Genomic DNA, 14084 nt, shown 5'->3' on the forward strand with positions numbered 1-14084 from the left:
GACAAATTACAGGTTAATAACCTTACGTACGAATCTTCCTTTATCTGTACGGATAGATACTAAAAAGATACCACGTTCCGGCAAACTAATTGTGATAATACCGTTTATAGCATTTTTACCATCTATTGCAGAACAAACCGTTTTTCCAGATATATCAATGACGTCAATATTTATAAAGCTCCCTGCTTTGGGTTGTATCTTTAAAGATCCTTCCTCGAGTGTGATCCGGAAATCTTTACCGTCGACAACAGGCGATAAACCGGTAATTTCTTCTCCCGTCACATCATCGAATATATAATCCGGACGGGCATCTGTTCCGTTCAATTTAAAGCTGACATTTTCAAATTTGACATTGTTGGCATGTCGTACATAAAATCCATAAGCCGGCAAGGGAGTACTGAACATATTCGACTCCGGATAACCGTTGATCATCTCAGGCACATTCGCATTGGCATCATTTATTGTGCCGCCACCGGGCAAAGTTATTTCTACATTTTTAATGAATACATTATCAATAATACCTCCTGGTACACCAACAATAGAGCTTGCTACCTTGCTCACACAAGTAGCTTTGATGTCTGAAATGACAACATTCTTTAGTTCGCTCATTCGTGGGGAGCCATCACGTTTTCCCAATCGGAGGAAAATAGCTGTATGCACATCTTTCATCCGTATATTTGAAATCCTTACATCATCTAATACCCCCCCATTTACCGACTCCAAAGCTATACCAGAGATAGTTGATGGCCCCTGTAGAGTAATACCACACCAGGTAAGTTTCTCGTAATGTTTACGGAAATTATCTTCACTGGCTTTTTCTATCACACAATCGGTATAACTAACATTCTTAAATCCGGCTTTTCCGGCAGTACCCAATTTAATGGCATTGCAATTGGTACGAATGGTACAGTTCTTTACAATCACGTTTTCTACCGGAATTCCCCGGTCACTTTTCATGCATATACCATCATCATCGCAATCAATATAGCAATCTTCAATTTCCACATTTCTGGAATCAATATCCAAACCGTCATTATTCCAGTTTGAATGGCTGTAAACCTTCACTCCTTTGATCTTCACCCCGTCACACAATAAAAAATGCGCCGTCCAGAAAGCGGAATTTTGAAGGGTTACATTCTCTACCACAACGTCTCTGCAATTAACCAGATGAAGAACCTTAGGCCGGTCTCCTTTTCCGTTTCCAAACTGAAAATCAGGTGCATTCCCACGTCCGTCAATTATTCCGGTACCAGTCACCTTCACGTTTTCAATATTCTTTCCAAATACCAAAGCGCTGGTTTCAATGGCTCCTGCTTCGGGAAATGCATTACGATAATCCTGAATAGTACGACTTCCCAATAATTGTGCTCCTTCTTCAAGATGCAACCTCATATTGGAACGAAGGAAAATAGGACGAATCAGGTAACGCCCTTTAGGCACTACTACTGTTGCTTTTTTTATAGAACACGCATCGATGGCTTGTTGTAACAGATCGGTCACATCCTCGCGTCCGTTATTCGATATTCCACAGGACTCCACTACATTCAGCTCTCCTCCTTTTGGTACCAAATCAACAAAAGGGTTATCAGATTCTATTCCCAAATTATATTCATCGACGGGTTGCAAGGTCAGTGAAATTAACTTCAAAACCGGAAGCTGATAAGCCTCATTTCCCATTGTCCAAACAGATTCAAAATCCCAACCGTTATAGGTGTTCTGCATAGCAAGTTCATCAGCATCTTTATCTTGTCCGTTTCTGCCATTAATATCGGTACTGGAGAAAGGAGCCCCGTTAATAGTACAACCCGAAAAGGCCAAATTAGCAATAAGCGTTATTTTATCCTGTTTAGCCCATGCAAAAATACGACTGGGAGTTGCATCCCGTACGGTAATTGATTTATTGATTGCGACACAATTGGATATGGTAGCATTCATTTGTCCGATAGCCGCATCAGATACACTAGCGGTACCCATTATACCACCAGTAGATCCTCCTCCATCTACTTGAATATTATTTAAAGCATAACATTTGTCTATTAATGTAGTACATCCCCCATACGTACTTCCCATAATACCACCTACTCCATCGGCTGTAGCAAACACGTTGCCTTTGGCATAGCAGTTAGTAATGATGATGTTCTGATTATTATTTCTTCCAATGATTCCTCCTACTAAAGTACCTTTGGATTCAACATTTCCGGCGACGTATACCTCCTTTATAAGAGTTTGCTTAATACTTCCCACATTCGTAGAAAGCCCCGCAAGGATTCCCACATTACTGTTTCCTGTAATTCTTTTACCGTCTGCAACCACTATTCCCAACCTTTTAATAGTTACATCGCCACCAATCACTCCGAAAAAACCGACATTTTCGGCATTCATACTTATCCAGAGATTTTCAATAACATGTCCGTTTCCATCTATATTTCCAGTAAAAGGGGCGGCTAACGTACCAATTGGCTGCCATCCGATCTCCGGAGAGTTGTCCGCAATCCACGTAGCCAAGTCAATGTCTGCCCCCAGTTTATAATACGCATTCAGATAATCTCTCATTTGATTCAGTTCCTCAGCCGTATTAATAATAAACGGATCTTCAGCTGTTCCCGCACCAGAAGTAAAACTACTGTTCGAAGCATGAAGCGACAGATTTGTACAAAGGATGAAAATAAGACTCCAATACCTCAGAAGCCTTTTTTTTTCTATTGTTTTCATATTATTCAAACTTTTAAAGTTTAACCATTATTTCTTCTTTATTGTCACTTGAGAATTGTTGAACGTACAGTCCTTTTGAATGAAATTTTTCACATCATCCAGATAAAACATAGAGCGTTCATCCTGTTTCAAGGTAGACATTCTAACATTATTGAAAGTAATACCATCAACATGGCGTAAGTAAAAACCTGAAGCCGGCAAAATCGTACCGAACATTCTGTTTTCAGGGTACTTATCAATTACTTCCGGAACTTCAGTATTTATCTCCGCTTTGGTAACTTCAGCATCAGTAATAAGGATAACATCATTGATGATAACATTTTTAACATCACCTCCGGGAACTCCCGTTATGGAACAGGCTACCTTTCCTTCACTACGGGCAACAATATGGCTTATCATTACATCATTAATTCGGCTCATCTGTTTGCTGAAAGTTCTTTTCCGATCACCCAAGCGAATAAATAAGGGAGTCTGTACACCTCGTATGACAATGTTCGAAATAGAAATATTTTCAATAATCCCTCCATCCACCGACTCCAATGCAATACCTGCCACTGCAGTTTTCCGGGTGGTACCGATCCATGGATAGTTATTGTACCACTGACGGATGTGGTCTTCTGAAGCTCTATCTATCGTGCAATTTAAAATTGTAATATTCTTAAACCCGCTGTACGAAGATGTACCGAATTTTATTGCATTACAATTTGATTTCAACACACAATTTGTAACTGTGACGTTTTCACATGGAGTATCAGTATCACTTTTCAGACATAGTGCATCATCGTCACAATCAATATAACAATCCGATATCACCACGTTACGACTATCAATATCAAGACCGTCATTATTCCAGTTAACATGACTATAGACCTTAACTCCGCGTATGACAACCCCATCACACTTCTCATAATCTTGTGTCCAATAAGCAGAATTTCTTAAAGTTACGTCTTGTACCCGGACATTTTTACAGCCAATAAAATAGATGATTTTAGGGCGTTTTGGACCTCCTTTAGAGTCATTGCCGTGCTGAAAGTTCGGATGTGCACCTTGACCGTTAATCGTACCAAATCCAGTTATGGCAATGTTACTGGCTTCACGTGCAAAGATAATAGCGGGTGTTTCTTTTCCTTTCAAACCGGGAAAAGCTTTATGATACGAATCCAAATCAGTACTACCCAAAAGTTCTGCACCAAAGTCAAGATGTAAATTCACATTGGATTTTATAAAGAGTGTTCCGGTCAGAAACTGTCCGGGAGGAACATTTACCGTTCCTCCGTTATGTGCCGAACAATCGTCTATGGCTTTCTGTATAAGAGCTGTATTATTAGTAGTTCCGTCGCCTTTGGCACCTAATGTGGTTATATCAACTGTATAGGAGAACATACTTAACGTACAACAAAAGGCAATAAGTGTCAATAAACTCCTTTTCATTTATAGAATTTCTTTTATAATTTATCTTTTATATTATTATTTCATCTAAATACTTTTTCTTTATCGTTTATCGACTATTCACTCTGAACAACGTCCACATCAATCGTCCAGTCTTTTTTAACCAGACCGTTTGGGGATGTAACAGTATACTCTTTGGGCACACTCAAATCGATAAATCCATTCACACTGGGAGTTACGGTAGCTCCGGTAGATATTGTCAGCACCAATCTTAACTGGGTCAAATCGGTTCCTTGGGGAACAAAAGCCTGTACCAATGCATTTTCTATATCAATCTCAAAAGATTCAACAACATTAACCGGCTTGTCACTTACTGCATACAGAGTGATACCTGTTATTTCGGCAGTTTCATATGCCTCATTTATTTGATAATCGATTTTTGAACAGGCTGTCGTTACAACGAACGAAACAAAAAATACTATATAAACTAATTTTTTCATGACTTTTTCTTTATTTATTCGTTGGCTATTACCATCCCGGATTCTGATGTCCTACTAACTTAGGATTCCGGTTTATTGCATGTTGCGGTATGGGTAACAAATAATTCTTTTGTGAGTCGAAAGTTCTTTCGAAGTACACGGAACGAGGATTGTATACGGGTACAGAGATCGAAGTCGGTACTTTTTCAGGAGGCTCTTGGTAAACAATTTCCATCTTGTAAAAAGGGCCTGTCAAATACTTATCGCCTGCTCTCCATCGTAGAATATCGAAATACCTTTTGTTTTCGAAAGCCAATTCCACACGGCGTTCGTTACAGATGCGTTCACGAAGTTCGTTTTGTCCCAAACCGGAGATTTCCGGTTGTCCGGCACGACGTCGTACAGCATTGATGGCATCAAATACGGACTGATCCGGGCCGGATACTTCATTTTTCGCTTCGGCATAGGTTAATAAAATTTCGGCATAACGCAGTACAATCAGGTTTCCGCCTTCACCGTCCATATTCAAATACCGGTTTTTAGTTCCACAACTAACCTCTTCATTTTGATGTTTACGAATAAAATAACCGGTCTTGGTAGACTCCACTTTCGAACAATACATTCCATTAGGAAGATTGTCAGATACATTTTTCCATTTTCTACGATTGTTTTCGTCCCATACATACCGGTTAGTACTCAGTGAGAGTGTAGAATCTTTCCATACAACTCCGTCGTAGAGGATAGAAGCATAGAAACGGGCATCCCGGTTTTCATACGGATGTGCAGACTGTTCAGTATTATTCCAGTCGAAAGAGGTACCATCCTGCATCTCAAAAGCATCAACCAACATTTGCGAAGGGTTGGAACATCCCCAACCATAGTCACTGCCTATACCCGGATATCCGGGAGCTGCAATGGTTTGATAACCTTGCTGATTACGATCGGGATTTTTATATTGGACGTCAAAAAGTACCTCTTCATTACCCTCATATGCTTCCAAAAAAAGATTGGCAAAATTCTCCGCTTTTTTACTTAGCTTTCGGGGAGTAGATTTCTCCGTAGGGTCTCCGTCATTTTCACGGAACAGACTATATTCACCTTTTAGTTCACCGCTTATCAATATATTAGCTGTATTTGCAGCATCTTCATAATATTTCGCATCAATTACACCCGCAGCATGGAGATAGGCAATAGCCTGAAAGCCTACGGCTGCCCCTCTGGTTGCCCGACCGTATTCAGCAGCCGGAAGTTCCGAACGTTTAGGTAAGCGTTTTGCAGCTTCCTTAAAATCCTCTATAATCAAATTCAAAGTTTCTTCTGATGAACTTCTCGGATAGTATATATCGTCTACATCTTTATTCAATGCTTTCTTTATCAGTGGTACACCTCCCCAGAAACGCCACAGTTCGAAATAATTTAATGCACGCAGAAAATACATATCTCCTAAGAATCGTTCTTTTTCGATATCATCCAGTACTTCCGATATTTTTATCTTTTCCAATCCAAGATTGGTTCTGCGTATGTTTTCGTATAAAACATCCCATCTGCCTCTAATCGGCTGAGGAATTGTTGCAGCAGTAAAACTAAATTCAGACAATGAAATAAATCCAGAAATTCCCATATCATCAGTCCAGGCATGATCGAAAGAATACCAGTCTCTGATACCTTTGGTCATACAATACAAAGGCCCATCAAGAGTTCTGTGGTAAGTCTCATTAATATATAGTCCGGTAGCCGATTTGCTCGACCACACGGCTTCGTCGGTGATGGATGTCCTCGATTCGATATCCATGAAGTCTGTACATGAACTGAAGAATCCAAGGACTATTCCGACAGTAGCAAATATTATTATCTTTTTCATAATTCCTTTTTATTAAAATGTGATATTGACACCCAAAGAGGTTACAAACTGTTGTGGATAGGCATTATAATTTTGGTTTTCAACATCGAAGTCTTTTGGCATGGAAGAATAAATAGTCCATAAATTGTAAAAATTTAAGTATATACGCATGTTATCCACCCGAATTTTCTTAAGCAGACGCTGTTCGAGATTATATCCCAATTCGAGAGACTTCAGTTTCAAATAAGCTGTATTTACAACCCAGAAAGAAGAAGTCACATAGTTCATACCTTCGATGGTAGATAAGCGTGGATATTTAGCATTGGGATCAGGATTATCTACAGTCCACGAATTGATATGATCCTTTCGGGGTTTATCATTTTTGAATGGGAAACGAACTCCCCGGTCAGAAGAACCTTTTGCATCTTGTCCCATATAGAAATCCGAATGTCCTGTACCTTGCAAAAACAGACTGACATCAAAGTTCTTGTATTTCGCACTAAAGGTATATCCGTACATAATTTCCGGTACACGGGTACGACCGATGATCGTCTCATCTTCATTGTCTATTTTACCATCGCCATTGATATCGCGGTACTTGATATCACCAGAACGAGTCGAAGCGCTCTGATATGCCCAACTGTCAATTTCTGCCTGACTGCTGAATAACCCCTCAGCAATATAACCTCTTAATTGCGATGCGGATTTACCAGTCCGGCGGAAGCGTGGGATACTGTAAGTACCCATTGATTCTGCTATATCAACTTGTTTATCCCGGGAGAACCCGAATACCAAAGAATTGTCGATAGAGAAATTACGGTTGATTTCCGTATGGTTGGTTACGGTAAGGTCAACCCCATAACGCTCTTCTTTTCCAGCATTATATTGAGATGGCTTAATTCCATATTCTGTAGGGAAGTCATCCGTAGGGATAATAATCTTATCCCGCCGTAAATCACGGTATACATCCATTTCCACTCCCAATAATCCATTCCACATTGAAAGATCAAAACCGATATTGGCTTTCAATACCGTTTCCCAAGTCAGATGAGGGTTCGCTTCTGCGCTTTCATACAAACCTGAAACAGTAGATGGAGTACCAGTTCCCCATACATAGCCACTGCCCACTGTATAAGTAGGACTCCATTGGAAAGGGTTACCAACCGGATTTCCGGATTTACCATAAGATGCACGGATTTTCAAGTTATCGATACAACGGACGTCTTTCAGAAATGCTTCTTCGGAAATACGCCATCCCAGTGAAATGGAAGGAAAGAACGCAGCACGACGATCAGGAGCATATTGATAAGTACGATCATAACGACCAGCCAATTCTACGAGATACTTTTGGGCGAAATCGTAATTGACCCGAAAGACAAAACCGTCTTGTGCCTCAGCCGAAGAAGTTCCGGAGTTATATTGATTATCTTTAGACCCCATATCCAGTTCCGGTATAAGCACATCAAACCGGGTACGACGAGCACTATAATTTACTTTTGTTCCTCCCCACCGACGTTCATAAACAAACAAACCGGAAAGATTATGTTTACCGAATGAATTAGCATAATTGAGATATGCCTGCACAGTATAATAAGCATTTATTTTTGTAGACTGTGACAATTCTTCATCAGACTGTAATTCGGATTTGTTGTATTTGTCATTGGCAGCGTCATATATATAATACTCATAAGGATAAGTCCAATTTTTACTGTTTGCGTCTTTGCGGTTCATATTAAATAGCCCCTTTACAGACAAACCTTTGATGAAAGGGAGTTCCTGGTTGATAGAAAAACTTAAATTCTGATAGTTGTTCTCATTACGTTTATCTCCGCCGCCATAAATAGTTTGGTACATACTACCGCCAATGGACGATTGAAAGGCGGGTAATCCGTTGCTGTATACATCTGCTTCCGTAGCTTTCGCACGGTAAATATTTGTCATGGCTGCTTCTGCAGAGGATGCGTTGGTTCTTTTACGGTCATACACAAGCCCCAAGTCTGCAGAAACGGTGGTAGTCTTAGTAGGTTTTAAATCGAGGTTAGCACGTATATTATAACGACGATAGTACTGATCGTCACTGAACATACTACCCTGTTTCATGTAGCCCAGCGCAACATAAGCTTTTATGATATCATTTCCCCCTTGAAGCACAATATTATGTTTCTGACTATTTGAGGTATTCATGTAATTTTTCACCCAGTCAGTATTGGGATAAGCGTCTGTATCTGTTTCGTGTGCTGCCAGAATTTCATCGGTAATGGCATTAGCTTCGTCGTTCATACCATCCATCTCATATGCCAGTTTTTTAAGACGCAATCCATCGGCAGCACTCATAAATTCGGGCGTGTTGGTGGGTTTTTGCCATCCGAACTCACCGTTATAGTTGAAGGTAATTTTTCCCTGTGAATTCCCTCCACGTTTGGTAGTAATCAATACCACGCCATTGGCTCCTTTTAAACCATAAGGAGCGACCGCCGATGCATCTTTCAACAATGTGACAGACTCTACTTCTTCCATGTTGATCATATTGTACTCGCTTTCGATACCATCGACCAGCACGAGCGGATTTTTGTTTCCACGAAGATACAAAGTTGAGGCATCATTCCCTGGTTCACCGGTAGCTTGTTGAGTAACTAATCCGGAAACCCGGCCTCCCAGTGCATTCGAGACATTAGCAACCGGCATGGTTGTCATCTTTTCGCTTTTTATCGAAGATACCGAACCGGTCATGTTCACTCGTTTTTGTACACCGTACCCCACCACTACTACTTCATCAAGCAGTTTGTCATCCTCTTTCATGACAACATTCAATGTGTTTTTTCCGGCAACAAGAACTTCTTGCTTTAAATATCCGACATAAGTAAAAATCAAAGTAACTTTTTTATTTTCACTGGGTATATTTAACGAGTATTTTCCATCAATATCGGTCACCGTACCATTAGTAGTTCCTTTTATGACAATGCTTACTCCAATCAATGGTTCTCCTGATAAATCAGTTACGGTTCCAGTAAGTGTTTTCATTGCCTGCCCAAATACAGATGATACAGACATTAATATGGAGATAAATAGAATGAACCGCCTTCTGTTTTTCATGATATCAAGGATTCCAATTTTTACATATTTGATCATGTCATTTTATTTTTTTAGATTAAAAAAAGAGCTAATAATGGAATTTTATTTACTACATGCAAATAAATAATACGGATTTATTATTGAAAGCCGATAGATGATATTTTCCACTATTAGTTCTTTAACTGATAATATACCAGTGATTATTCTTTAATGAATTTCATCACTTTACCTTGTATGTTTAACAAGTATAAGCCAGTATTTAATGTGGATATATTAATTTCCGAATCAGAACTTGTCAACACCAATTTACCTACCTGATCATAGATCGAAACTTCTGTTCCGGATTCTTTATTAGCGATTGTAATTTTATCTTTCGCTACAGACGGATATACAGATAACTGTCCGGAATCTGTCATTATAAAACCGGTACCAGTGCTCTCCGGTAAATGAGCGACTTTGGTATTGGGCTGTTTTTCGGCTGTAAAAGCCTTTAATATAGGCAGCTGATAATTTCCGTTACCCATTGACCAAACAGCCGGATCCCAAAACAGAAAATCATTCATATTGTCACCAAAATAAAGTACTTCTTTAATTACATCATTAGAGGTCTGATTCAATCCATTCTTGTTCGTTTCCAACCCATTAGTTACAATTGCATCATTCACAAGCATATCCGCCCAGGCATAAGCAACCTCATAATTATATTTACCCGTGTTATCCGGTTTTTCATATCCCACCAAGCGTCCAATATTATCCTCTACAGCATTAGGTGCTTTAACAGATGGATTCAATGCAATTGAATAAAGTATGTCATGACGAATAGCATTTCCATTAGGGAAACCACATTCACCGATAAGGCCTCCGGCTTTTGACTGTGCTTTATTGCTACCGGCTTCTACAGTACAAGTAGAATATGATGATTCAATCTTTATTCCTCTATATCCCTGTCCTACCAATCCTCCGGCTTTTGCAAAACCATATACCTTACCAACAGCATAGCAGTTTAGTAACTCTACGCGTCCTAATGCAGAGGTCATGGCAATAAAAGGAGCTGCATTTCCTGTAGCTGATCCGGAAACGGCACCATTACCTACAGCTGTAATATTTCCAATGACAAAGCACTCGGTTATTTTAATTGTTTGACCAGTATAAGGAACTTGTCCGATGATTCCGGCCACATTGTCCAACCCTTTTACTTCTTTTCCTTCAGTTACAATAATCCCTAAGTTCTTCACACTGAACAATTTGCTTGACTTTACCGATCCAAATAACCCGACATTGGTAAGATCAGGACGATTGATATAAAAACCAGATATGACATGTCCGTTACCATCAAATGTTCCTGAAATACCACTTTCCGGATCATTTCCGATAGGTAGCCAACCGTTTTCAGCAGAATTAGTAGCGAGATAATCAGTTAAATCGATATCGTTACTCAACTGAAAATTATTACCATCCAAATAATTACGGACTTCGTTCAATTGTTCTGCCGTTTGGATAATGTACGGATCTTCCTCTGTTCCGGTACCACCGGCAAACTGAGCGTTTACATTTACAGCCAACAGGGTTGTTGACAATGTTAAAATCATACTTCTGTAGAGTTTTCTTTTCATAATTTCTAATTTTTCAAGATTAAACAATCTGGGTTATAATAAAATCATTTCTCAAAAATGTCTTTACTCATTAAAATCAAAGGCATATCAACAAATTGCCTGAAATCATTTTCAGAAGGATGTCCCGGGTAGGGCAAATAGTAATGATCGGGTTTGTCCGCTTCCCAGGCATTCCGCCAGAATAAAATCCAGCCCAATTTATAATTATTGATAATAGGATAAATTATGTTCGTAAAATAAGTGGTATCCCACACAGACTCTTCGCCCGTTTCACCCACTACAGGTAGTTTTCCAGACTGAATCGCATATTCCGTCACAATCTTAATATTTCGCTCAAAATCTTTTTTATATTGTTCAACGTTTTCCTGTGTACGCCCTTTCAAGTAATGGTCGAATCCTAAAATATCCACATATTCATCTCCCGGATAGCGTTCCAGATAATGTTCCATACTCTCAACATTGGATGATGAATAAGCATAAAGCAGATGATGTACCTGCTTTGTGTTTCGCAAAAAGTCGATTGTCATTATCCACAACTGCTTATACTCTTCAGGGGTAGATTGTTGGCTACTCCACCAAAACCAATCCCCGGTATGCTCATGATACATACGAAATATGACAGGGATGTAAGTTCCCGTTTCATCTTTTAGGTCTAAAAAGAAATCAGCCAAACGTCCCAACCATACCAGATATTCCTTGTGCAGACCACCTCCGGGCAAAATAGAACGTACAACTGTATCTTGTGCACAATCCCAGGTTGAGTTTCCAGTTGCGATGTTATTAGCATGCCAACTAAAAGAAGAAATACCGCCTCGAGCATGCTGTTTTATTACGTGCTCTTTTATCCGGCTAAAATATACCGAATCTAAACTATACTCGGAACCTAATTCAATATGTCCTAATTCAAAGCCGAACATAGCGGGATAGTCTCCAACCATATTTTTAACGTCCGAACACTCCTCATCGCCATACCATCCATGCCCATACAATGGACTGTCCTGATGTCCGAGCATAATACCTTTTTCAGCCAAATTAAACAAACGATTGTATAGTGCTACAGTTTCAAGAGTAGCTTGTGGATCAGTCGGAAACTTATTCTCTACGGATGTTTTGCAGGAAAAAAGAGTAATGATGACGGCTCCTATAAAAAAACAGTTTTTCATGATTAAATAAATATTTATGTGATAATATATTGTTTAAAGACATCAAAAGTTGACCGATACAATAAAGTATATAGTTGTGTGTGTCAATCAACAAAGAGAATGTTTCCTCATACTCATCTATAATAGGGTCAAACAATTCTTCTTTTTTTGAGTAAAGAGTGGGAGAAGAAAACAACTATATTCTTGTGCTTCTTTACTCCCTCTCAATTACTTCCTGCTTCACATCAACAAATCTTTTTTACCTGAATTGAAATACCAATTAAAAACATCATTCTATGTTGTTTCCGGAAACAAATATAATTTATAGCAAACAAAATCACTATGCCTAATCTCGCCATTAATATACCCAATCTGTACAATGATATTTAAAATACATTTTTGGCGTAATTGAATACAATATACCTCACAACTATACTCACAGGAAACTATAGATGAACGATCACATTTTTTTATTCTTAAAACAAATTACTGCTATATAGACATTGAGGTCATTAGCGTCATAATATTTTCACCAAATATGTATATCTTAACATAATAGTAGATCCACATACATATTGGGCTGGAACGAGCATATCCACTTCTTTCCCAATAACTATCTTTGTAGAAATTATATTCATGAATAGCACAAAGAGAAATATTCCACAATATACCCGAACAAACTGTAGGAAGAATAAAATTACTGGTACAATGATCTACAGTTAGTACATGTATAGGAAGATAAATCTGATATATAAAATTAAACACTAAAAAAGCATGAAATATATAAATATAGTAATCATCTTCTTTTTCATTTCCCATACAGTATCTGCACAAGCTTCTAAAACTTCTATATATGAATATGGTAGTGAAATACAAACCTGTGAGGACAATTTTAATAATTTATTCAGAAATTGGACTCCAAATATCGTAGAGACAGCAAATGATTTACAGCTACTATCCTACGAATTCGTGGAAGAATTGAATACCTCTCGTAAAATAAAGAGAGATATAAAATGGTTCAGCAACCCAAATACGATTGGAAATACAGATACCAGAATCAGCTACACTAAAAGTTCTTACTCTTTAGAAACAGGTAAAGCGACTTCAATTTATAAACAATGGATGACAGTTGTAAGGTATGGAGATAAGCTATCCACAAAAGAACTAAAAAAACTAAAAGACAATGTAAAGTCCAGAATAAAGATAGGAGACAAAGTATATATCATCAAATATAAATATGAAGGAATCGAACATACTGCATTTGCAATTTGCTGCCCTCTAACAAATAAAGTTGTCTGGGACAACATGTTCCAAACAATAATGGTTTATTCCGAATCTGAATAAATTAAGAGTCAAATCCGCGATTAAAACAGATCGGAAAAGAATTTCAGCCTTTTGTAACGTAATTAGAGAAACTACAATATCCGGTCCCTGGCATTGGCAAAAAATATCAGGGGAAATGCCTGCCGGTGAACAATATATATTGCCGGACTATGGTATGAATCAACCTTTTGTGCTAAGAAGCGAAATATGAAAGGTCCATCCGATAAATGCGTAGTTATCAAAAAAGTAATTATAGATTTTTTTTAAGAGGAAATATAAGTATCCAATAAAAGATTCACTCTTATGTAATCAACTGATTTATAGCGTATCTGGATCTCCTATTTTAAGTATAACAAGAGTGTACACTTTAGTATGTGTTAATTGTACATTCTTGTCATACTAAAATGTACAATCTTGATGTGTTAAAGTGTACAATCTGACTATGCCTGTATTCACTTTACACATTTTGGTTAATATCTACTGTTTTCCTTCACAGTTTCTTGATTGTTTTACT

At 38.4% G+C, this 14084-nt stretch carries 8 protein-coding genes; 1 reads left to right on the forward strand and 7 read right to left on the reverse strand.

Annotation, left to right across the window (positions count from 1 at the left end):
- Positions 1–6: 6 nt before the first annotated feature.
- From ACESQI_RS17930 to ACESQI_RS17960, 7 genes are all read right to left on the reverse strand, one after another.
- Positions 7–2712 (reverse strand): glycosyl hydrolase family 28 protein, encoded by a 2706-nt coding sequence (locus tag ACESQI_RS17930; protein ID WP_373126629.1) that lies wholly within the window; start codon positions 2710–2712, stop codon positions 7–9.
- A 27-nt stretch (positions 2713–2739) separates the two neighbouring features.
- A complete protein-coding gene (locus ACESQI_RS17935) occupies positions 2740–4143 on the reverse strand; it encodes a glycoside hydrolase family 28 protein (protein ID WP_373126631.1) in 1404 nt (467 codons plus the stop codon).
- Between the two features lie 74 nt (positions 4144–4217).
- Positions 4218–4601 carry a hypothetical protein gene (locus ACESQI_RS17940; protein ID WP_007487270.1) on the reverse strand — a complete coding sequence of 128 codons (384 nt, stop codon included), beginning with the start codon at positions 4599–4601 and terminating at the stop codon, positions 4218–4220.
- 28 nt (positions 4602–4629) lie between these two features.
- On the reverse strand, positions 4630–6441 hold the full coding sequence (locus tag ACESQI_RS17945; RefSeq protein WP_373126632.1) for a RagB/SusD family nutrient uptake outer membrane protein: 1812 nt from the start codon (positions 6439–6441) through the stop codon (positions 4630–4632).
- 12 nt (positions 6442–6453) lie between these two features.
- Complete coding sequence (locus ACESQI_RS17950) at positions 6454–9441, reverse strand: SusC/RagA family TonB-linked outer membrane protein (RefSeq protein WP_373126634.1); 2988 nt, start codon at positions 9439–9441, stop codon at positions 6454–6456.
- A gap of 251 nt (positions 9442–9692) precedes the next feature.
- A complete protein-coding gene (locus ACESQI_RS17955) occupies positions 9693–11105 on the reverse strand; it encodes a T9SS type A sorting domain-containing protein (protein ID WP_373126636.1) in 1413 nt (470 codons plus the stop codon).
- A gap of 44 nt (positions 11106–11149) precedes the next feature.
- Positions 11150–12268 carry a glycoside hydrolase family 26 protein gene (locus ACESQI_RS17960; protein WP_278512607.1) on the reverse strand — a complete coding sequence of 373 codons (1119 nt, stop codon included), beginning with the start codon at positions 12266–12268 and terminating at the stop codon, positions 11150–11152.
- 753 nt (positions 12269–13021) lie between these two features.
- Between ACESQI_RS17960 and ACESQI_RS17965 the strand changes: the two genes are divergently transcribed.
- Positions 13022–13591 carry a hypothetical protein gene (locus ACESQI_RS17965; RefSeq protein ID WP_278512610.1) on the forward strand — a complete coding sequence of 190 codons (570 nt, stop codon included), beginning with the start codon at positions 13022–13024 and terminating at the stop codon, positions 13589–13591.
- Positions 13592–14084 lie beyond the last annotated feature (493 nt).

Source organism: Bacteroides sp. HPS0048, from assembly GCF_964240755.1.
GTDB classification, from domain to species: Bacteria; Bacteroidota; Bacteroidia; order Bacteroidales; family Bacteroidaceae; genus Bacteroides; species Bacteroides nordii.